We start from the raw sequence: 22,188 nt of genomic DNA on the forward strand, positions 1-22,188 counted from the left end.
CCCGGCTCTAGCGCAAGCGACGCTTTCACGTCCCGGTTTTCGATACGTGCCGGCTTTTCGACACCTGCCGGTCTTTTTAGACGTATCGGTTTTTCGAAAAAGAGGAAATGCCATGTCTTTCGACACGCCTAGCCATCTCCATCAAGTATTCCGCCCGCAGTCTCTGAGTCGCAGCGTCGGCCTGGGCGTTGCTGCCGTACTCGCGACCCTGACGCTGGCCACGCCAGCGCTTGCCGACAAGACGCCCCATCAGATTCACGTCCAGGCCAATGCCACGCTGAATGTGGCACCGGACCAGGCGACGCTGAATGCCCGCCTGTGGGAACGGACGCCGACTCAGGTTCAGGGCGAGGAGTCTTCCGGTGATAGCGACGCCATCAAGCAAGCGCGAGACCGGCTGGAATCCCGTACCGGCGAGCTGATCCGTACGCTGGAAAACGCCGGCGTCGACAGCAAGAACATTCGCGCCGGTTCGCTCAGCGTACGGCCCGACTACGTCCAGACTGCCGGTCAGGGCGACGACAGCCAGCCGCCCAAGGTGCGAACGCAGGTCGAGCGCTCGGTATCGTTGACGCTCGATGATCTCGACCGGCTGCCGCGCGTTCTCGATGCCTTGACCAGCGCCGGGGTCGACTCCCTCGACGGCGTCAGCTACGGCCTCAAGGACAGCGACGCCGCCGACGATCGCGCGCTCAAGCAGGCTCTCGAACGCGCCCGCCACAAGGCAGAGATGATGGCGGACACGCTGGACGTCGATCTGGGCGATGTCGTCAATATCGAAGAGACCACCGCGCCGCGCTACCAGCCGCAGATGATGATGCGCGCCGCCGAGGCCGACAGCGGCGCAGGCGCATCGGAGTATCGCAGCGGCGAGATCAGCATCGACGCCGGCGTCAGCGTCAGTTGGGAAATCGACGATTGATGACGTAGAGGATGACGATGACGTAGAGGATGTAGTAAATGACGATGAGCGGGGGCGGGCATCGACGCCCGCCCCACGCAGCTCACATTCGTCGCATCACCCGGGCGAGCACGATCTCCGCGATCAGCGCCAGGGCGAGTATCGCTGCCAGCCAGCGCCAGTCGAACGCCGTCCCCAGTACGCCGAGAGCATCCAGGAACACCATCACGATCGCCAGTGGACAGACGTAACGGATCGCGAATCGCCACAGGGCGTGAACCGCCGAAGGTAGCCCCAGCTCTTCTTTCAGACTTTCTCCGCGCAACACGAACCCCGCCAGCAGCGCCGTTCCTAGCCCACCCAGCGGCATCAGGAAGCGCGATGTCAAAAAGTCGAGCCAGTCGAAGACATGTCGCCCCGCCAGCTTCCAGTCGGCGCCGACGTTGAACGACAGCATCGCCAGCGTGCTCACCACCCACAGCAGAATACCCACACCCCAGGCCGCCCTGACGCGGGACAGGCCGTGACTCTCGTTCAACCACGCCACCGTGGCTTCGATCATCGAGATGGCGGATGTCAGCGCGGCCACGGTGAGCATCAGGAAGAAGATCGTCTCGACCGCGCCGCCCAGCGGCATCTGCTGGAAGGCCAGCGGCAGACTCATGAAGATCAGGCCAGGGCCGGAGGCCGGGTCCATGCCGTTGGCGAAGATCACCGGGAAGATCGCCAACCCCGCCATCAGTGCGACCAGGGTGTCGCAGATGGCCACCATCAGCGTGGTACGACCGATGGACTGCCCTGCCGGCAGGTAAGCGCCATAGGTGAGGATGGCCCCTGAAGCCAAGGACAAGGTAAAGAAGGCGTGGCCCATTGCGGCGAGCACCGCCTGTCCGGTGAGCTTGCCGGGGTCGAAGGCGAACAGGAAGTGTACTCCGGCGCCGAAGCTGCCCGAGAAAACCGCATAGACGATCATTATCACCAGCATGACCACCAGGCCCGGCATCATCCAGCGCACGCTTCGCTCGATGCCCGCCTGTACACCCAGCCCCACGATTGCCATCGTCGCCAACGTGACCAGCGTGCTCCAGAACCCCAGGTTCCAGGGGTTGGCATTGTTGGCGCTGAAGATGGCGGCCATGCCCTCGACGCTATGGGCGGCGAGACCACCCGTCACCGATTTCCACAGATAGGAGACCGCCCAGCCGGCGACCACCACGTAGAACGACAGAATCATGAAGCCGCACAGCATCGCCATCCATCCCAGCCCCGACCACCATCGGCTGCGCCCGGACTCCCTCGTCACTCGCCGGATCGCATCGATCGGGCTGCCTCGCCCTCGGCGCCCGAGTGCGATCTCCGCCATCATCACCGGCACGCCGATGGCGGCAATGCAAAGGAGATAGACCAGCACGAAAGCGCCGCCGCCATATTCGCCGGTCATGTAGGGGAACTTCCAGATGTTGCCCAGGCCTACCGACGAGCCGGTGGCCGCGAGGAAAAAGCCCCAGCGTCCCAGCCACAGATTCTTGGGTGATGCGATTGCGGTCATGCGTCCTCGTCGTTCCATTAGCTGGCTGGGTCGGGCCGGATCGATGCTCNNTCGATCCGGCGCAGGGAATCGCCCTTCGGTGTCGCCCCTGACATAGAAAACGACCCCTGGCGGGCGATGCGGCGGGGGATTGTAGCGTCGACGCGAGGCATGCGCGACCGCGTCATGGTTGGTACGATGCCGCGGCTTGTGCAAAGCTTGGCGCGCAGCGATGATCCGGCCCGTTCCCCGGGCGGTCCATTCGAGCCCGGGGCGGTCCCGATCAGGCTCAGATGTTTTGTTTCGGTCTCTGACAGACCAGACCTCACAAGGAGATTCCGATGTCCCGGCACTTTGCCATTCTGGGGTTGGGCTATTTCGGCAGTACCGTCGCGCGTGAATTGAAACGCCACCAGAATCAGGTGCTGGGAGTCGATGCCGACGAGACCCGTGTCGACGCGCTGTCGGACATTCTCGACCATGCGGTGATTGCCGACCTCACCGACGAGAAGGCGCTGGGCGAGCTGTCGCTGGATGCCTATGACGTGGTGGTGATCGATGTCGACGACAACGTCGAGGCCAGCGTCACCTGCACGCTCCACGTCAAGGAGCTGGGCGCCAAGGAGATATGGGCCAAGGCGCACTCCGACTCTCACTACAAGCTGCTCAAGCGCCTCGGAGCCGATCGCGTGGTCTATCCGGAATACGATGTCGGCGTGCGCGTGGCAGAAAGCCTCAACTATCACGCCATGGTCGATTTCATCCGGCTCGGTGAACGCCAGTTCATCGTCGAGATCGAAACCACCGAACGCCTGATCGAGAACTGCGCCAGCGTCGCCAATCTGTCGATCGATCGTGATGCGCTGTTCCTGGTCGCCATCAAACGCGGCGAGGAAGTCCTGCGCAATCCCGACGATGACACCCCGCTACGAGTCGGCGACAGTCTGATCCTGATGGGCGACCTGCAGGCGCTGCGCGAAATCGGCAAACAGATATGAATCTCCCGATAGCTTTCGCCTCCGAGCCGGATTCGGGGGCCCACCCGTGAGACGCTGGCAACGCCTTAAACAGCCGTTTCGTCGCGCGCCCCATGGCGGCGTCATCCGATTATCGCCGCCGGAAGTGCTGCTGCTCGGCTTTGCCCTGCTCTGCGCCATCGGTGCCCTGTTGCTGTGGCTCCCCGGCAGCGGAACGCGACCGCTGGCCTGGCACGAGGCGCTGTTCACCGCGACCTCCGCGGTTACCGTCACCGGACTCAGCGTCGTCGATGTCGGCCAGGATCTGACCTTCGCCGGCCAGTTGGTGGTACTGGCCTTGATCCAGGTCGGCGGCCTGGGCTTCATGACCTTCGCCGCGCTCACCGTGCTGCTGATGGGAACACGCTTGCCGCTGAGCCAGCAGAACCTGGTTCGCGAGGCGCTGGGCGAGATCGCCTTCAGCGATATCCGTGATCTGGTCAAGCTGGTGATCGCCTTCGCCTTTATCACCGAGGGCGTGGGCACGCTGCTGCTGGCGTGGCACTGGGTACCGGAGTACGGCCTGAAGATGGGGTTGTGGCACAGCCTTTTTCATGCCGTTTCCGCCTTCAACAATGCCGGATTCTCGACCTTTTCCGATAGTCTGATTCAGGAAGTCGGTGACCCGCTGGTCAACGGCGCGATCACTCTGATGTTCATCGTCGGCGGGCTCGGCTTCGTGGTGGTGAGCGACCTGTATCGCCACCGTCGCTGGTCGCGTCTGGCAATGCAGACCAAGGTCGTGCTGCTGGCCACATTCTGGCTCAACGTGGTCGCTACGGCGATTCTGCTCGGGCTGGAGTGGACCAATCCCGATACGCTGGGCGGTCTCGGCGATATCTTCGCCAAGGTCCAGGCGGCCTGGTTCCAGGCCGTCACCCCGCGTACGGCCGGGTTCAACACGCTGGAGATCGGTTCGCTGACCGACGCCTCGACGTTGCTGGTGATGCTGCTGATGTTCATTGGCGCGGGCTCCAGTTCCACCGCCAGCGGCATCAAGATCACCACTTTCGTGGTGCTGCTGCTGACGGCGCGGGCGTTCTACCGCAATACCGAGCACCCCACCGCCTTTGGCCGTTCGATCACCCAGGAGACCGTGATCAAGGCGATCACGGTCGCGCTCGCCGGGGTCCTGCTGGTCTTTCTGACGCTGTTCGGGCTCACCATCACCGACGGCGATCATTCGTTTCTCGATCTGGCGTTCGAAACCGTTTCCGCCTTCGGAACCGTCGGCCTGTCCCGCGGCATCACCAGCGATCTCTCGCTGCCCGGCCAGTTCCTGCTGGGGCTGACGATGTTGCTGGGTCGTGTCGGGCCACTCTCGGTGGGCTATTTTCTCGCCACCCGCCAGGCGCGAGGCCTGCGCTATGCCAAGGGCGAGATCCAGATCGGCTGACGATCTGTCGCGTTCGTTGTGGTGCTGGCGACGCGTTCACATCGGGCGCGTCGCGAGCTGCCAGGCGACCAGCAGCATGATCGCCCCGACGACGATATCGATGATCTGCCACCAGTGGGGATCGCGCAGGCGTGGCGCCAGCCAGTGGGCCAGTCCGACCAGACCGAAGAACCACAGTAGCGAGGCCAGCGACGCGCCCACCACGAATCCTGTCGGGCTGGCCTGCTGGCCGCCGATGATGCCCAGCATCACCACCGTATCCAGGTAGACGTGAGGGTTGAGCAGCGTGACGCCCAGCGTGGCGGCCACGACCGCTCTCGCGCTCGCGACGTTGTTGGTCACACCGCCCAAGCCGGCCTTGCCGCGGCTCTCCGCCCGCCATTCAAGAGATCGAGCGCGGCCGGCGCGTCTGAACGCCGCCACAGCCTGCCACAGCAGCCACACCACCCCGCCCCAGCGAGCCAACTGCACGCCGACGGCGCTGGCTGTGATCAGCGGGCCGAGTCCGGCCACGCCGGCGGCGACCAGCAGCAGATCACAGACGGCACAGATCCCGGCCACCAGCCAGCCGTGTTCGCGTCGTAAACCCTGACGCAGCACGAAGGCGTTCTGCGCACCGATGGCGACGATCAGACTGGCACCGACCAGCAGCCCGTGGAACAGGGAAATGCCCATGGAATCAACTCACAAGAAGAGGGACTCGCATCATCTCGCCAAATCGACTATTAATAAAAATGAACATGCTAATGAGGCATTAGAAAATTTGATGCTGGATTACAAACTTCTGGAAGCCCTGGCGGCCATCGTCGATCAGGGCGGATTCGACCGCGGCGCACAGCAGTTAAATCTGACCCAGTCGGCGGTGTCGCAGCGCATCAAACTGTTGGAGGCCCGGCTAGGCCAGCCCGTCGTGGTGCGCGCGCCGCGCCTGCTGCCGACGCCACTGGGGCAACGGCTGCTGAATCACGCTCAGCAGGTGCGCCTGCTGGAGCACGATCTGCTCGACAAGATTCCCGCTCTGGGGTTGGGCACACAGCGACTCCGCCTGGCCATCAATGCCGATAGCCTGGCGACCTGGTGGGCGCCGACACTGGGGGATTTCTGCCACCGCCGCGGCGTGCTACTGGACCTGGTGGTCGACGATCAGGAAGTGGCACTGCGCCGCATGCGTGATGGCGAAGTCGCCGGCTGCATCTGTGCTACCGCGCGTCCAGTTCAGGGCGCACGCGCTCGTTCCCTGGGGATCATGCGCTACCGGGTAATGGCATGCCCCGCCTTCGCCAAGCGTCATTTCGTCGAGGGCACGACCCGCCAGGCCCTCGAACGCGCCCCCGCGATTCTCTACGGGCCGGATGATCTTCTACATCAGCGCTATCTCGATGCCCATGGCTTCAAGGAACCCTTTCCCCATCATCTCTGCCCCTCTTCGGAGGGCGTACTGCACATGGCGCTTGCCGGTATCGGCTACGCCCTGATTCCGGAGTGTCAGGCTACCGACCATCTGCGGTCGGGTCGGCTCGTCGATCTCGACCCGCGACATCCGTTGGACGTGCCGCTGTACTGGCACTACTGGCGCCACGGCGGCGAACTGCTCGATGCATTGACGGCACACCTGATTACCGCCAGTGACGACTGGCTGAACGTTCCGGAAGAACTCGCCACCATCGACTGACGGTCAGCGCCTCAGCGAGTGGCTTTGCATGCCTCGATGAAAGAGAGTGACATATGCCAAGAACGCCCAAGACCTCGACATGGATCACCCTGGCCGGTCTGCTCACCCTGGCCATGCTAGCCGGCTGCGCCAGCGACAACCAATCGCTCGATCGGACGGCGGGCAACAATACCGTGACCGGCCTGGGCGACGATCAGGACGAGGCGCTGGACGATGCCCGCGCGCACGCCCTGGCACAGTGCCAGACTCGCCAGCGTGACGAGTTCGATATCCTCGAACAGCGGATGACGGGACCGAGCGACGGGCTGCCATCGACCACGGATACCCGCACCTCGCGCCAAGGCGCCACGGTCGACGAAGACACCGAGCTCCAGGCCGCCACCCAGGAGGGAGATGGCTACAAGGCCACCTGGACCATCCGCTGCCGCTGATGACGACCGGCTTTGACGCCGTGACTAGACTCGGCGCAGGCCCTCGACGCTCTCGACCTTGTCGTCCATGTGCTGCTCCCGGTCGGTACGGGTTCCCATCTTCATCGTGGTGGTAATGCGCGGGGCACCCATGGCGTGCACGCCTTCATGGCAAGCCTTGACGACCGCCATGACCTCGTCCCACGGCCCTTCGATATTGGTGCCGTAGGCGTGCATGCGGTGGTGAAGCCCCGAATTTTCGATGAGTCGCTGACACTCGGCGACGTAACGGGAGACCGAGACGCCCACGCCCAGCGGTACCACACATAAATCGACGATCACGTGCATTATCGAACTCCTCTGAGTCATCCCTGTTTCGGCGATTCTGCCGCAGTCCGGCACATCGCTGCCAAGCGGCTTCCCAAGCGAAGCCGTCACGGCTCGTCCATTCAGCCACGAGCCGTCTCCCGAGTCGATTTTCGAACGCAAGATCGACCATACGACGCTAAACTATCGCACTAATAGCGGCAGGCTTATTGACGAGAAAGCCGTTAGCACGCAATGTAAACAACGCTAACAAAGGGAACAGGGACCGTGGTGCACCACGTTTCCGCCGCCGTAGCTCGATTCTTCTAGCCGTTACGAGCGAGTGAAGATGGCCGATATCACGCGTCAATGCGGTCGAAACCGCAAGTCATCAGACCACTCTTCGCCGTTGGAACGGCGCGTTACCAGAGTGCGGTCGGGGAACGCGCTGCGCCCCTCGCTAGGAACGACCATGACCAGTAACACGGCAATCGCCCCCGTTGCATTACCCGATACGCGCGCGCGTCACACTCTCGAGACATTGCTCGAAGGGTCCGGTGTCACTCTCAACGGCAATCAGCCCTGGGACATTCGCGTTCATCATCCGGACCTTTTCTCGCGAGTGATCCGCCAGGGTTCCATCGGTTTCGGTGAAGCCTACATGGACGGCTGGTGGGAGTGCGATCGTATCGACGAGATGATCCACCGGCTGCTTCGCCATGGCCTTGGCGGCGCCGCGCATACCACCAAGGAACGCGTCGTCTACAAGCTGCAGTCGAGCTTCATGAACCTGCAGAGCAAGGCTCGCGCCTACATCGTTGGCAAGGAGCACTACGACTTCGGTAACGACCTCTTCACCCGCATGCTCGACGAGACGATGTGCTACTCCTGCGGCTACTGGAAGGAAGCCCGGACCCTGCACGAAGCCCAGGTCGCCAAGCTCGACCTGGCCTGTCGCAAGCTCGGTCTCGAGCCCGGCATGAAGGTGCTCGACATCGGCTGCGGATGGGCCAGTTTCGCCGAGCATGCCGCCCGTCACTACGGGGTGGAAGTCACCGGGATCACCATCTCCGAAGAGCAGGCCAAGCTCGGGCGCGAACGCTGCGCAGGGCTGCCGGTGGAAATCCTTCTCGAGGATTATCGCGAGCTCAGCGGCGAGTTCGACCGCATCGTCTCGATCGGCATGTTCGAGCATGTCGGCCAGCGCAACTACGCCACCTACTTCGATACGGTCAAGCGCCTGTTGAAGCCGGGTGGACTGTTCGTGCTGCATACGATCGGCTCCAACACCAACGATGTCAGCATCGATCCGTGGATCAACAAGTACATCTTTCCCAACGGCATTCTGCCATCGGTTCAGCAGATCGGTGACGCCAGCGAAGGCAAGCTGGTGATGGAAGACTGGCAGAATTTCGGCCCCGACTACGACACCACGCTGATGGCCTGGCAGGAGAATCTGCTCGCCCACTGGCACGAGATTGCCGACAACTACGGCGAGCGCATCAAGCGGATGTTCCTCTACTATCTCGGCTCCTGCGCGGGCGCTTTCCGGGCGCGCGACATCCAGCTGTGGCAGGTCGTCTACTCCAACGGCCGCGGCGGACGTTACGATTCACCACGTTGAGTTGTTGACGAACGCTGGCGCCGGCTTCGGGGCGCTGTAATAAGCAGCCACGAGCTGGCGCCGGCTTCGGGGCGCTTTAATAAGCAGCTACGAAGATTATTGAATGATGCAACTCACGTGAGAGAAAAGGGGCCTGCNNGCAGGCCCCTTTTCTTTGCCTCATTCCATCGCCGCGAGTGTCATACGACCGGTCCGCTATTGGAGATTTCGCCGTCTTCGGAGATTTCGCCGTCTTAAGCGTCGAAATGGGGGAAGCGGGCCTCGCCGATTACTCCACCTCCGCCGGCGTCACGTGTATGCCGAACAGGCTGGCTTCCCCCTCGCCGCGTCCGGCTTCCTCGGGAGAGACCTGACGCCCTTCCCGCACGATGACGTGCCCGCCCTGCCCCTGCTGGCCACCGATTACGCTACCCACCAGATAGGTCGGGAAGATGCTCGGATCGTTTTCATAGTTGGGATTGTGAATCAGACCGATCATCTGGAACCGACCCCGCGTATTGCGCAACGACTCCAGCGAATCCTGAATCAGGCGGCGATGCGACAGCTTCGAGAACAGCCCGTCGAGAACGATGACGCTTTCGCGGCTGGCCCGGGCGCGGCGCTTGTGATGTCCCGGCAGTTCCCGCAGCTCGCGCTCGATGGCGAATTCGGACAGCTTCACCAGCCACATCAGAGAGATCGCCTCGCGCTGACCCTCGGACATGTCCTCGTTGAGGGAGAACAGGCGACCGTGCGGGCGAATCGCATCGTGCTTGAGACGAATGCTGACGTCGCGGAACAGCCCGCGGTAGATCCGGCGGCGAATCTGCCGGGTCAGATCGTCGTCGCGTCCGCTTTTTGCCTGCCCATTGTCGCCGGCCTGCTCGAGCCGACGGCGTTGTACCGCCAGGTGCGCGTCAATATCCGCCAGCAGCTGCTGGATCAGCTCGCGGACTGAATCGTCGGCGATCAGGTCGGCCTTGACTTCGAAATAGGCGCCACCGCCACTCGAGCGCCGCGCGACTCGACGCAGAATCTCCAGGTTGCCGGCCGCATCGATGATGATCGAACTGAGTCGTTCGACCAGGGTGTCTTCGATCTGGACCCGCGATGCCTGCAGCCGGGCGACCCGCTGGCGGTGATCGTCGAGCTGGACGTCGAGCTGACGGTGCAGCCCGCGCAACGCTTCCAGCGCCTCCACGCTGACGCCTTCCAGCGTGCCCAGTCGCGCGCGCTCCGTCTCGTTGAATAGCCGGCTGGCGCTGGCCGACTCCAGCGACATCGCCAATGCCTTCTCACGCGCGGTCACATCCCGCGCCTGGCGTTCGCGATTGCGCGAGCGCTCGCCGAGATTGAGGCTGCCCAGCCCCTCGAGCAGGGTCTGCTGGCAGGTCTCGAAGGCGTCCAGCTCGAAGACCGCGACATCGTTGTCTTTGCCGCCGCCCTCTTTGTCGCCCTCTTTGGCGTCCGCCGCCGCGTGCTCCAACGGCGCGGCCAGCCAGCGCCGCCATTCCGCCAGTGCGGCGTCGAGACGAGGGGCATCGTCGCCATCCGCCGGCCAGCCGGCCTGACCGTCGGCCCTGGCCCGTTCGTACCAGCCCTCGGGGAGTTGCCGCAGCACCTCGAGCCAGGCGACGGCGAACTGATCTACCACGTTGAGTGCCTGCTGGTGGCGGGCAAGTCGGCTTTCCAGTTCGCTCTGCTCGCGACCGTTGCTCTTGCGCCGCTCGCGCGTCTCCTTCAGCGTCTGTTTCAGGCGACCGATATCGCGCTCCAGCGTGCGATTGCCGCCCTGATCGTCACGTACCTGCAGGAAGCTGCGAATTCGCGCGAAATCGAAATCGGCGCGTCGACTGGCGTGGGCCAGCGCCGAACTCAGTGCCGCTTCGCGGGTCTCGGCGTCGAGCATGAACGCCGGGCCGTCTTCGGCGACGAACGCCGCCAATCGCCGCAGACGCTCACGCTCGCCATCGCCGAACAGCTGGCTCAACTGCTCGCGACACGTTTCACGACGCGTCTCCACCTCTTCGGTCTGGAGGGTCAGTTCGGCGAAGCGCTCGTCATGTTCGGCCAGCTCTTCGCTCAGCGCTGCCAGCCCGGCGTCGATCTCACCGAGGCGCTCGATACCGCCGGCACCGGCGAAGCGTTCCGCGCGCAGCCACAGCTCGCCGTGACTTTCCAGCTCACGCGCGGCCTGCTCGCGTTGCGGACTCAGCGTCTCGATGCGCTCCGCGGCATGCTCGCTGGCCTGGGCGGCAGCTTCGAGAGCGGGTTCACCGCCCTCCTCCAGGAATCGCTGAAAGTCGTCGATCGACTTCATCGCGGCGTCACCGAGCCGCGGGGTCAAGGCTTCGAGTTCGGTGTCCAGGCGCTCGCGCTGCTCTTCCAGCGCCGCCAGGCGCACTTCGGCCTCCTGTTGCAGGGCCTCTTCGGCCTGCAGCGCCAGTCGGAAGCGTTCCCCGTGAGGGTCGAGCCGCTGGATCTCTTCTTCCAGCGCCAGCTGGCGTTCACGGTCCACCGACAACCGCTGCTGGGTCTCGTCCCGCAGCGCGGCGAGATAGGCCGGGTCCAGTGCCGCCTTGACCGCCAGCGTCTCGACCCCCTGGACGGCGCCCAACGGCAGCTCCCCGCGCGCCAGCGTCGCCTGTAGACGCTGGGCTTCGAGCACCGGCACACCGCAACCGGCGTCGATCAGGCACTGCGACGCTTCCCGCGCCTGCGCCTCGCCTTCGACCACCGGCGCGAACAGCTGGCCCGCGGCCTGGGCCAGCCAGTCGCGGCGCCGAGTATCCTCCGCCTCGAGTCCGGCCAGCACCTCGTGCAGCGGCCGAAATTCGATCTCGCGGGTTTCCAGCCACTGGCGAGCTTCGGTCTCCGAGGCCAGACGAGCCAGCGGATCGCCACTCAGGCTCTCGAGATAGCGTTCCCGGGCCTCGATCGCCCCGGTCAGCGTTTCCCGTTCGCGCAACAGTCGCGGATAGCGCGCCTTGGCATCCTTGAGCCAGGCTGTGGGAGGCTGGTCGCTGGTCGTCCGGAACTCGCTCAGCGCTCGCTCCAGCGTCTCGAACTGCTGCACCTGCTGATCGAGCTGATGGCGTCGGTCCTGACCTTCGCGCGCTTCGCGATAGAGCGTGTCACGCAGATGCACCGGCGACGCGTCGCCGTGCCAGTGCCGGTAGCGTTCGGCGGCGTCTTTCAGCGGTTCCAGCCGCGCCAGCCGCGCCTTGGCATCGCTCTGGGCACGATTCGCATCGGCCAGCGCCTGCTCGCATTCGGCCAGGACGCTCTTGCGCTCGCTCCAGAAACCGACCGGTGACTGCTCGGGCCACTGCTCGGCGAACGCCTGCCACGCATCGCGTCCCGCCGCCAGCGGCGCCATCTCACCCTCCAGACGATGGCGCTGTTCACGGCGTGCCTGCAGGGCCTCTCGCGTCGATTCGCGCTGTGCGTCCAGCGCGCTGCGCTGGGCGTTCCACTCCTCGAGCTGCGCTTCGAGGACCTCCTGCTGCTCCTGCTTGGTGGCCAGCAGAACGTCGGGCGAGGTATCGGGATGCTCGGCGATGAAGTCCTGGTACCACTGCGCGGGCTGCTTGAATTCGCCCATGCGGCCGAGATGATCGGCATGCGCCTTGCGGGCCTCGGTCAGCGCCGTCTGAGCGGCGTCTCGAGTGGCCTCGGGCGATTCCAGCTCGATCTCGGTGAAGAGGCCTTCGGCCAGCGCCTGGGTATAGACACTCTGGTTATCGATGAAATCGCGCTGGCGCGACTCCAGCTGTTCGCGCTCCTGCTCCAGACGCTCGACCTCTTCGTCGAGCTGTTCGGCGTCCAGCCGCAACGAGCGGCGATATTCGCGATCGGCGATCACCTCTTCGCGGAAGCGATTGCCATCCAGCCCCTCGAACACTTCGGCGGCGTCGTCGAGTACGCCAAGGGCGCGATAGCGCGCAGCGTCGTCGCTGAAGGCGTGGCTGTCCGCCAGCCAGGCCCGCGCCTGATCGAACGACACATGACCGATATCTCGCGCCGTGAGCCAGGTCGCTTCGGGAAGGTGAACCAGACGACGATGGGTATCGACGCGGGCACCCCGCTCGGAGAGTGCCTGACGCACGTTGCGCTCGGCCTGACGCGACAGCTTCGCCAGCAGCCAGGTCGAGACCCGGGGCCGCTCGGTATCGCCGGTCGCCCAGGCGAAGCCGGCGATGCTGTCGGCGATCTCGCGGCTCAGCTCGTCACGCGCTTGGCTGTCGGCAAAACCCGGCAGCCCCGCCAACGGCGCCAGCGCCTGGCCGCCGAGCAGACGCTCGGCGTCGAGCAGCGCCGCGTCCAGTCCGCTGAGCTGGCGGCGGGCCTCGAGCAGCCCTTCGCCCTCGTCGTTGAGCGTTGCCAGTCGTTCGACCTTTTCGTCGGCACGGCGCTGATCGCTCTCGGCTTCCGCCAGCCGATGGCGCAGCTCGGTGATCCGGGTGCCGGAGTTGAGAATGACGTCTTCGATCAACTCCTCTTCTTCGTCGGTCTCGCCACGCGTCGCCCCGGACAGCACCTGCGGGGCCAGCACTTCGTAGAAGAATGCCTGGTCGGCCTTTTCGCCGGCCCGCGGCTTGATCGCGTTGAAGATCTGGCTCTTGTCGGCGCCGCCTTCTTTCTGGAACGCCGCCAGCTGCGCCAGCTCGCGCCGGGAGATATGCACGCCGACCGCTTCCAGCCACTCTTCGCGGTTGTGGGCACGGGTTACGCCCTGTGACCGCATCGCGCTCTGGAAATCGGCGTTGGCGTAGAGCGCCAGCTTGCCGTCGCGAGTGATGTGATGCACCGGCACGTCGGAAAGCTTGCCCGGGTAGTGGTAGAACACCAGCCCGCTGCCATCGCTGTAGCCGTACATGCCGAAGACGAAGGTTTCGCCGGCGACTTCCTCGCCGGCCGCCGCCAGCATGTCATCCTGCTGGCTGCTGTCCTGCGCGCGGAACTCGACCCGCAAATGGGTCCAGCTGCGTCCTTCACCGTTGACCTTGGAAGGCGAACATTTGCGCCGGGTCCGCGTCAGCAGCTGGCGATCCCGGGACAGCATGCCGATCAGCGCTTCGGCCATGGTGGTCTTGCCGAAGCCGTTTTCCATGCTGATCGCGCTCGACTGTCCCCGCAGGTCGAGCAGCAGATGACGCATCTTGGCTTCCCAGGGGGACGCGATATCGCCGTGCTTGTTGAGCAGGTTGGCGATTTCGATACGGTTGATCACGCTCACCGGCGTTCCTCCTCGGCATTCTCGCCCGTCGATTCGCTCGCGTTCTCTTCCGACGGCGAGTCAAACATGTCGGCGGCGTGGCTGGCGTTCTCATTTTCGCTTTCGGGCTCGTCCGCCGAAGCTTCCTCCGCGGCTATTTCGTCCACTGACACTTCGTCCGCGGCCGATACCTCGTCCAAATCCGGGTCGACGTTGTCGAGGGAGGTGAGCTCGATCAGATGCGTCAGATGATGGACGCCGATCTGCTCGGCCTCGAGCGCGCCCAGCAGCGTCTGCTGCCAGACATCCTCATCGGCCGCTTCCCGTACCGTCTCGAGATGGCCGGCGCGACTCAGCAGATCGATGAACGCCTTGACCCGGCGCGGGATGTCCTCGCCACGCTCGTCGAGCAGCACTCGGCTGTTGGCGGGAGCACGCTCGCCGAGCCCGCGCAACGTCTCCAGCTGCTCGCGAACTAGTTCGACCAGTTCGCGGGTCACGAAGGTCGCTTCCTGGTAGCGGCTGACATCGGACAGCGCTCGATTCAGGCGGGTATAGATCAGCGTGTGCAGCAGCAGCCACAGCTGCAGATACCACAATGCCAGCTCGGCACGGCTCTCCTGACGCAACTTGAGCGCTTCGAACACCGGCTCCCGGGTGTAGAGCGGTGGCTGCTCCATTTCCGGGTCCGGCAACAGCGCGAACAGGCGTGAACCCGGCGCGATACCGGGATAGTCACCGGATTCGAACGCCTTGAGCCGCAGGCCCTGGCCGGCGAGAAAATCCCGCAGCGCCTCGCGCTCGTTTTCCTGGGCGTCGTCGATCAAGGCACAGACGTCACGCTCCGAAAGCTGACCTTCGCGTGCGGCACGGCGCTTGCGCCCCCCGCTGGGAACGCGCTCCGCGGTGCGATAACGCAACAGGTAGGCAACGACTTCGCCCATTTCCATCATATTCATAAATCAAACTTCCTGTTGTTCGGGAGCGGTCTCGCGTAGACGTAGCGACGGCGTGACCGCGCCTTCGATACGGCGGCCATCCGGCAAGTCGATGGTGAAGGGGGTGTCGTCGATCCCGACGCTCAGATGGTCGTCGAGCAGTTGGGTGTCGACGAAGGTATTGAGCAGCTGCGGCAGGCAATCCAGGATTTCGGCGTCTTCCGACTCCGATCCGGTCTCGAAGTGATGCCACCCCTCACCGAGCGCTTCCGGCAGCGACAGCGGCGCCTGACGCAGACGCCGACGCAATGCCGGCCCCTGAACCTTGAGGTAGCGCGCCAGCAGCGGATCGGCGCCGGGCCTGTCGCGCGCTTCGTCGAAGACCAGCGCCGCCCCGCTACGCTCGGCGCGGCGCGTCTCGACCAGCGGCAGCAGCGTTTCGACGCGGGGCATCACGACCTCGGTCCCCAGCGGCATCATCCTTGCGATCACCGCATCCTGCAGCCGTCTGGGCGGCGGGGACAACAGCAGCTGGTGGGCCAGACCGGCAAAATCGATCACGCCCATCGACTGAATCCGTCCCTCGGCGATATCCGCGAGCAGTTCCGACAGTCGCCGCGAGAGGTTCTCGATCGCGTTCAATACCCGACCGATGGCGCCGGACAGCATGCGCAGATCCCACTCCTCGTCCTGCTGCTCGGCCCAGCCGTCGAACTGGGCGATCAGCGCGGGTGTCGAGAGCTGCGAACGCGCGCTCAGCAGCGTGCTCTGAATGGTACTCAGCGCGTTGTGGTAGTGACGCTCGTTGTCCAGCAGTGCGGCGAGCTTGCCCTCGTGGGTCGGGTTCTCGCGCACCCGCCGCAGTTCCTGGGTCAGCGCGCGAATCGCCATCAGGATCTGCTGGGTAATATCCGGCACCCGCGCGTAGTCGCCCCGCGAGAGCGCCGCGACGACCTTGGCGGCGTCGTACTCGGAATAGAGCAGGTCTTCGACCTGGCTCGCCAGGGTGACGGTCTGACGGCCGCTGGGCGTCAATCTGACCTGACCGGTCTGGCCCTGTTTCTCGATCAGCGCGGTGCGCTTGGTACTGCGTTTGCTGCGCTCTCCGCGCAAGGCTGCGCCGTCATCGAGACCGACCTCGACACCGGCCTCTGAGCCGACCTTCGCTTCGCCATTGGCATCTTTGTCGACCCGAGGCGCCTGCCACTGGCGAAAATGAATTTCGCTGGGCGTGGCCAGCAGATTGATCACGAAGCTCAGGTCGTCGGCGGGCAGATCAGGATAATCTTCGCGCAGATGCGCCAGGCAGCGGCGCTGGGTGACGAAGGCGCTGTTGGTAGCGAAATCGACTTCGAGCAGATAGTCCAGCAGCAGGCAGCCCAGATCGAGCCAGTAGCCGTCACGCAGGCCGCGGCGCTGTTCCTGAGTCACCTGAACGAAGGGCGAGCCCGGTTCGTGGGCGCTGTCATGTAGATCCAGCAGCCGCGTCGTCGCGACCAGCAGCTTGTTCCAGGCGGTCATGTCGACTCCAGACGGGGAACAACGAATACAGGAAAAGCGGACGATCGCCCGGCGGGCTGCATGACGCAACCCGGCTTGCCGATACGCCGCTTTCCAAAGCGTCGCATTATGCCAAGGTTACCGGCCCGGGTCATTTTGGCTGCCGATCATTTTGTGAGTGGGTATTTTGATTGGAGGTCGAGAAATAGAAATGCCCCGTCGGTATTACCGAACGGGGCATGGGTCATGGCGTGCGTGGTTGTCATCCTGACGCGGCTAGCGACGTGGATCAGTCAACCTTGGACTTTGCCGCCTGCATCCTGCGACGCAGGATCGGGCCTACGATGACCGGCAGCAGCAGGCCGATGATCGCCACCGCCCACAGGCCGATGGAAAGACCGCTGCTCCACAGGACCGACCAGTCGCCATCGGAGATCTGCATCGCGTGGCGCAGGTTCTTCTCCATCTCCGGCCCCAGCAGCAGGCCGAGAATGACCGGCACCAGCGGAATCTCCAGCTTGCGCAGAATGTAGCCACCGACGCCGAAGGCGATCATGAAGTAGAGATCGAAGGTCGAGTGGCTGATCGAGTAGATGCCCACGAACGCGACCATGGTCACGATCGGCAGCAGATACATCGGCGGCACCGACAGGATCTTCACGAACACCCCGACCAGCGGAATGTTGAGCAGCAGCAGCATGAAGTTACCCACCAGCAGCGCGGCGATCACGCCCCACACCAGTTCGGCGTTCTGGGTGAACATCAGCGGGCCGGGGGTGATGTTGAGCGAGACCAGCATCGCCAGCAGTACCGCCGTGGTGCCGCTGCCCGGTACACCGAGGGTCAGCATGGGCACCAGCGCACCGCTGGAAGCGCCGTTGTTGCCGGACTCCGGCGCCGCCACGCCACGCGGATCGCCTTCACCGAAGTAGCCTTTCTTGCCGACGATCTTCTTTTCCAGCGTGTAGGTGATGAAACTGCCCAGTGACGCGCCCGCGCCCGGCAATACGCCGGCGATGAAGCCCACCAGACCGCCGCGGATCGTGGTCGGCAGGATCGCCACGATCTCGCGCCACTTGAGCTTGAGCGGGTTGACCTTGATCATCTCGCGGCCGGCACCGGCCTTCTCTTCGATGAAGAACAGCAGTTCCGAGACCGCGAACAGACCGACGATGGCGATGATGAAATCGACACCCTCGTAGAGTTCCAGCACGTTGAAGGTATAACGCTGCGTACCGGTGGAGAGATCGATGCCCACGGTAGCGATGATCAGACCGATCGCCGCGGCCATCAGCGTCTTCATCGGGTTCTTGCCGGTAATGCCACCCAGCGTGGCAAACGCCAGCACGAACAGTGCGAAGTACTCGGCAGGGCCAAACGTCAATGCGAAACGGGCCAGCAACGGCGCCAGCAGGATCAGGCCGATGGTCGCGATCAGACTCCCCATGAACGAGGCAATCGCCGAGATCGCCAGCGCTTCCGCTGCCTTGCCCTTGCGGGCCATCGGATAACCGTCGAGACAGGTCATCATCGCCGGTTCGTCACCGGGAATGTTCAGCAGGATCGACGAGATTCGCCCGCCGTACATCGCCCCGGCGTAGACCGCCGTCAGCATGATCAGCGCGGTTTCCGGCTTGAGGCCCAGCGTGAACGCCAGCGGAATCAGGATAGCCACACCGTTGGCGGGGCCGAGACCCGGCAGCGCGCCGATCAACGTACCGATGAAACAGCCCATCAGGGCAAACATCAGATTCTCGGGCTGCAGCGCCACGCCGAAGCCGATCGACAGATAATGCAACGTCTCCATCAGTTGATCTCCAGCAGGCCGAGCGGAAGCGGCAGTTCCAACCCATAAGTGAACAGCACGAATACCACCGCGCCGCTGATCAGGCCCGTGAGATACGCTTTCACCGGCTTCGCGCCCATACGCCAGCACAGCGTACCGACGGCGAGCATGGTCGAAATGATGAAGCCGAGCGGCTCCAGCAGCAGTGCGTAGGCGATCAGCACCACGACGGCGATACCCAACTCCAGAAAGGTCGTGGCGACCGGCCAGGGGTTGTCCGCGTCAGGCTTGACGATCATGTAGAGACTGCAGACAGCCAGAATGACGGCCAACAGCTTGGGAAAGGTCTCCGGCCCAACGGCTTCCGATCCCCCGAAGGGGACCGGAAACTGGGTGGCGCCGTAGTAGTAGGCTACGGCGATCACCAGCATGACCAGGCCGAAGACACGGTCATTGAACTTGCTCATTGAATCAGCCCGATTTCCTTGGACAGCGACTGGATGTCTTGGATCTGCTGCTTGACGAAGGCTTCGAATTCACTGGAATCCGGGTGGAACGGCATCAGGCCATTGCTCTTCATCACCTTTTTCCACTGGTCGCTGGCGTAGAGCTTGTCGACGGCATCGACCCAGTACTTCTTGGCATCGTCGTCGACATCGGCCGGTATATAGAAACCGCGCCAGTTGGGGCCGACCGCGTCGATGCCCTGCTCCTTGGCGGTGGGAATGTCGGACAGATCGCCGGGCAGACGCTCATCGGACAATACCGCCAGCACGCGCAGGTCGCCTGACTTGAGGAAACCCTGGGTTTCGGTGATATCGCCGGTGAAGGCATCGACGTGACCGCCGATTACCTGCGTCATCGCTTCGCCGCCGTTGTTGTAGGAGAGGTACGGAATCCGCGGCAGATTCTTGACGCCGGCCGCCTTGGCCGCGATCAGCACCTTGAGATGGTCCCAGCCGCCGTTGGCGCTACCGCCGGCGAACTTGACGGCACGCGGATCTTTCTTCATCGCGTCCATCAGTTCGTTGAGATTGTGGTAAGGCGAATCCTTGGACACCGCGATCACGCCGTAATCCGCACCCACCGCGCCGATCCAGTTGACCATGTCGGCATTCATACCCGGAAACTGGTTCTGCGCCAGCCGCGTGGTGGTCGCAGTGGACGCTGCCACCAGCAGTTGATCGTCGCCCTTGCGCTTGCTCACGGTATGCGCGAACGCCACCCCGCCACCGGCGCCGGCCATATTGATGGTCTGCACGCTGGCCGGTACCAGCTCCAGCTCCTCGAGGACGTTGCCCACGCTACGACAGGTGAAATCCCAGCCGCCGCCCGGATCGGACGGAGCGATACATTCGACCTTGCCGGATGGCTCGAACGCCATGGCACTGCTGGCGGTCAGGGCCAAGGCCGCAGCGGCCACCCACTTGATTGTTCTGGCTGCAAACATGGTTGATTTTCCTCGCTGATGGAGCGGAGTTGGTCATCATACTGACGCCTACCTTACAGTTTCGTAAGGTAGAACTTTGTTCCCATGGGCGGAAATTAGGGTGAAGCCTGGTGACGGTCAACGGCGCGAGCCAAAAAGCCGACTAAAGTTCAATGCCGTGGCGAACGATACGGTTACCATCGCGTCGTCAGGCGCGATAAGCGAAACTAGCGCCGACACGAGGCCGATTGAAAGACGCGTCGCTGAATGAAAGACGCCCCGCCGCATGAAAGACGCATTACTGAATGGAACGACGCCGATATGGATGGCGAAGAGAAAAACCGGCAGGCGAAACGCGAGACCGTTGATATGAACGCCTTCAAAACCGCTATCGCCCACCGGCAGGAGTGTCGTCATGGCCGCTAAGCTACTGTTGATAGAGGACGATGCTCTACTCGCCAGTACCCTGACGGAGACGTTGACGGTCGACGACCAGCGCGTCGATACGATCGGCGACGGTGGTGTCGCGCTGGCCCGACTGTCGCTCGATCACGATTACGATTTGATTCTGCTCGATCTCAATCTACCGACCCGCAGCGGTCTCGAGGTGCTGGCAGCACTGCGTTCGCAGGATCGGCAGACCCCGGTGCTGATCCTGACCGCGAGGGCGGCGATCGAGGATCGCGTCAGAGGGCTGGACCTGGGCGCGGACGACTATCTCGCCAAGCCGTTTGCTCTCGACGAGCTGGAAGCACGTGTCCGGGCCCTGCTGCGTCGACGCCAGAGTGGTGAGAGTGGACCGCTGACGGTGGGCGCCCTGCGCTTCGATCGGCAACGTCAGCATTTCACCCTGGATGGCGTCGTGCTGTCGCTACCGCCACGAGAGTACCGCCTGCTGGCGTGCCTGATCCGCTTCGCCGGCGAACCGGTCGACAAGGCACGCCTGCTGGAGGACGCCTTTGCCGGCGAAAGCGTCGGCGACAATGCCATCGAAGTCTACGTTCACCGTTTGCGTCGGCGACTCGCCGATACCGATGTCGGCCTGCGTACGGTTCGCGGTATCGGCTATCTGCTGGAGGCGCAGTGATCCTGTCGCGACGCTGGCGGTTGTCTCACCTGAGTCTTTACCGCCGCCTAATGATCTGGCTGCTCTGTCCGCTGGCACTGCTGGTGGCGATCATGCTGTTGCAGGCTTGGCTGGCCTCCCGCGAAGCGGCCGATCGCGCCTTCGACCGGCTACTCGACGCCGCCTCGCTCTCCATCGCCGAACAGGTCCGCTGGCAGCAGAGCCGGCTGTGGATGGATCTGCCGCCGTCGGCCCTGGAGATGCTCTCCACCGACGCCGAGGAACGCGTGTTCTACGCGCTCTACGACGCTCAGGGCCACTTCGTGACCGGCAACCGCTCGCTGCCTTCGCTGCCCGCGGTGGCGAACGACCAGATGAGCTACGGGAACGTTACCTCCCGCGGCATGTCGCTGCGGCTCGGCGTGCGCCGGTCGCGTCTCGAAGGATGGGATCGCAGCGATCGCTTCGAGGTCAGGGTGGCACAGACTCGTGAAGGCCGTTGGGCGCTGGCCAACCAGCTGTTCATGGCGAGCTTCGTCAATATCGTCATCATTGCCGGGCTGGCCATGGTCGTCGTGCTGCTGTCGGCGCGCTTCGCGCTGGAGCCGCTGACCCGCCTGCGCCGTGCGATCCGCGAGCGCAACCCGCGCACGCTGGCGCCACTCGAGCTGGCACTGCCACGCGAACTGGCCGAATTGCGCCAGGCCCTGAACGAACTGCTGGCACGCATGCGACGTGTTCGCGCCAACCAGGAGCGCTTCATCGGCGATGCTTCCCACCAGCTGAGGACACCGCTGGCGGGACTCTCCGCCCGGGCCGAGCTCGCCCTGCGACAGACCGATCCGGCCGTCTGGCGCGAGGGGCTGACGACCATGCACGGCACCGCTACCAAGACCGCCCGGCTGGCCGGACAACTGCTGTCGCTGACCCGGCTCAACAACCCCGAAGCCACGCCGGCCAGGCATCCTGTCGACCTTGCGGCACTCGCCCAGCGCTGCGTGCGGGAGGCGTTTTCGCGTCACCACCGTCGCGGCGTCGATCTCGGCGTGGAGATTCCCGATCGCCCGGTGATGGTCTCGGCCACCGAGTGGCAGCTGGAAGAGGCGCTGAACAACCTGATCGAGAACGCCGCGCTCTACGGCGCCGGCCGGATCACCGTCCAGGTCAGCGACGCTCCGGCACGACTGACGGTGGTGGACGATGGTCCCGGTATTCCCGAGTCACAGCGCCTGCTGGTGCTGCGCCCCTTCCACCGCGGCCAGGAGGCCGGCGACGGCAGCGGGCTGGGGCTGGCCATCGTCGACAGCATCGCCCGCGCCCACGACATCCGCCTGAACCTGCAACCCGCCACTCCCGATCATCCCGAGCGCCCCGGCCTATGTATCGCCCTGACCTTCCCTGCCGACGCCCGATGACGGC

At 64.1% G+C, this 22,188-nt stretch carries 18 protein-coding genes; 8 read left to right on the forward strand and 10 right to left on the reverse strand.

What is annotated here, in order from left to right; genetic code table 11:
- The first annotated feature begins 112 nt into the window (after nt 1-112).
- Nucleotides 113-922 carry an SIMPL domain-containing protein gene (locus tag DOM58_RS05425; protein WP_110692096.1) on the forward strand — a complete coding sequence of 270 codons (810 nt, stop codon included), beginning with the start codon at nt 113-115 and terminating at the stop codon, nt 920-922.
- Nucleotides 923-1,004: 82 nt separating this feature from the next.
- Here the strand turns inward: DOM58_RS05425 and DOM58_RS05430 are convergent, their stop codons facing one another.
- The gene (locus DOM58_RS05430; RefSeq protein WP_110692097.1) at nt 1,005-2,450 is read right to left on the reverse strand and encodes a sodium-dependent transporter; all 1,446 of its coding nucleotides are present in this window, start codon (nt 2,448-2,450) and stop codon (nt 1,005-1,007) included.
- 320 nt (nt 2,451-2,770) lie between these two features.
- Here DOM58_RS05430 and DOM58_RS05435 point away from each other — a divergent pair, with 320 nt between their 5' ends.
- The gene (locus DOM58_RS05435) at nt 2,771-3,427 is read left to right on the forward strand and encodes a potassium channel family protein (protein ID WP_075561787.1); all 657 of its coding nucleotides are present in this window, start codon (nt 2,771-2,773) and stop codon (nt 3,425-3,427) included.
- A 46-nt stretch (nt 3,428-3,473) separates the two neighbouring features.
- Nucleotides 3,474-4,841 carry a TrkH family potassium uptake protein gene (locus DOM58_RS05440; RefSeq protein ID WP_110692098.1) on the forward strand — a complete coding sequence of 456 codons (1,368 nt, stop codon included), beginning with the start codon at nt 3,474-3,476 and terminating at the stop codon, nt 4,839-4,841.
- Between the two features lie 36 nt (nt 4,842-4,877).
- On the opposite strand, the gene DOM58_RS05445 is transcribed toward DOM58_RS05440, so the two are convergent.
- Nucleotides 4,878-5,516: a LysE/ArgO family amino acid transporter gene (locus tag DOM58_RS05445; protein ID WP_110692099.1), complete on the reverse strand. Its 639-nt coding sequence runs from the start codon at nt 5,514-5,516 to the stop codon at nt 4,878-4,880.
- A gap of 91 nt (nt 5,517-5,607) precedes the next feature.
- Between DOM58_RS05445 and DOM58_RS05450 the strand changes: the two genes are divergently transcribed.
- Both DOM58_RS05450 and DOM58_RS05455 read left to right on the forward strand, forming a co-directional pair.
- Nucleotides 5,608-6,513 carry a LysR family transcriptional regulator ArgP gene (locus tag DOM58_RS05450; protein WP_075561790.1) on the forward strand — a complete coding sequence of 302 codons (906 nt, stop codon included), beginning with the start codon at nt 5,608-5,610 and terminating at the stop codon, nt 6,511-6,513.
- Between the two features lie 53 nt (nt 6,514-6,566).
- Complete coding sequence (locus tag DOM58_RS05455; RefSeq protein ID WP_110692100.1) at nt 6,567-6,944, forward strand: hypothetical protein; 378 nt, start codon at nt 6,567-6,569, stop codon at nt 6,942-6,944.
- 24 nt (nt 6,945-6,968) lie between these two features.
- Here the strand turns inward: DOM58_RS05455 and DOM58_RS05460 are convergent, their stop codons facing one another.
- Nucleotides 6,969-7,271: an MTH1187 family thiamine-binding protein gene (locus tag DOM58_RS05460; protein ID WP_110692101.1), complete on the reverse strand. Its 303-nt coding sequence runs from the start codon at nt 7,269-7,271 to the stop codon at nt 6,969-6,971.
- Nucleotides 7,272-7,701: 430 nt separating this feature from the next.
- On the opposite strand from DOM58_RS05460, the gene cfa reads away from it, so the two are divergent.
- Nucleotides 7,702-8,853 (forward strand): cyclopropane fatty acyl phospholipid synthase, encoded by a 1,152-nt coding sequence (gene cfa, locus DOM58_RS05465; RefSeq protein ID WP_075561793.1) that lies wholly within the window; start codon nt 7,702-7,704, stop codon nt 8,851-8,853.
- A 268-nt stretch (nt 8,854-9,121) separates the two neighbouring features.
- Here cfa and DOM58_RS05470 read toward each other — a convergent pair whose 3' ends face one another.
- The 7 genes from DOM58_RS05470 to DOM58_RS17450 form a co-directional block, all read right to left on the reverse strand.
- Nucleotides 9,122-14,071, reverse strand: a complete 4,950-nt coding sequence (locus tag DOM58_RS05470; protein WP_110692102.1) for a coiled-coil domain-containing protein — start codon at nt 14,069-14,071, stop codon at nt 9,122-9,124.
- Nucleotides 14,068-15,009 (reverse strand): hypothetical protein, encoded by a 942-nt coding sequence (locus DOM58_RS05475; protein WP_245392166.1) that lies wholly within the window; start codon nt 15,007-15,009, stop codon nt 14,068-14,070. Before DOM58_RS05475 ends, DOM58_RS05470 begins: the two co-directional genes overlap by 4 nt.
- A 3-nt stretch (nt 15,010-15,012) precedes the next feature.
- Nucleotides 15,013-16,509 carry a hypothetical protein gene (locus DOM58_RS05480; RefSeq protein WP_110692103.1) on the reverse strand — a complete coding sequence of 499 codons (1,497 nt, stop codon included), beginning with the start codon at nt 16,507-16,509 and terminating at the stop codon, nt 15,013-15,015.
- A 268-nt stretch (nt 16,510-16,777) separates the two neighbouring features.
- Entirely contained in the window at nt 16,778-18,295 is a 1,518-nt protein-coding gene (locus DOM58_RS05485; RefSeq protein WP_110692104.1) for a tripartite tricarboxylate transporter permease, read from the reverse strand.
- A complete protein-coding gene (locus tag DOM58_RS05490; RefSeq protein ID WP_110644026.1) occupies nt 18,295-18,741 on the reverse strand; it encodes a tripartite tricarboxylate transporter TctB family protein in 447 nt (148 codons plus the stop codon). Before DOM58_RS05490 ends, DOM58_RS05485 begins: the two co-directional genes overlap by 1 nt.
- A complete protein-coding gene (locus tag DOM58_RS05495; RefSeq protein WP_110692105.1) occupies nt 18,738-19,724 on the reverse strand; it encodes a Bug family tripartite tricarboxylate transporter substrate binding protein in 987 nt (328 codons plus the stop codon). The genes DOM58_RS05490 and DOM58_RS05495 overlap by 4 nt, the downstream gene beginning before the upstream one ends.
- Before the next feature lie 117 nt (nt 19,725-19,841).
- The gene (locus tag DOM58_RS17450; RefSeq protein ID WP_157957500.1) at nt 19,842-20,120 is read right to left on the reverse strand and encodes a hypothetical protein; all 279 of its coding nucleotides are present in this window, start codon (nt 20,118-20,120) and stop codon (nt 19,842-19,844) included.
- On the opposite strand from DOM58_RS17450, the gene DOM58_RS05500 reads away from it, so the two are divergent.
- Entirely contained in the window at nt 20,119-20,790 is a 672-nt protein-coding gene (locus DOM58_RS05500; protein ID WP_110692106.1) for a response regulator, read from the forward strand. The genes DOM58_RS17450 and DOM58_RS05500 overlap by 2 nt on opposite strands.
- Complete coding sequence (locus tag DOM58_RS05505) at nt 20,787-22,184, forward strand: sensor histidine kinase (RefSeq protein ID WP_245392167.1); 1,398 nt, start codon at nt 20,787-20,789, stop codon at nt 22,182-22,184. Before DOM58_RS05500 ends, DOM58_RS05505 begins: the two co-directional genes overlap by 4 nt.
- Nucleotides 22,185-22,188 lie beyond the last annotated feature (4 nt).

Source organism: Salinicola halophyticus, assembly GCF_003206695.1.
GTDB lineage: Bacteria > Pseudomonadota > Gammaproteobacteria > Pseudomonadales > Halomonadaceae > Salinicola > Salinicola halophyticus.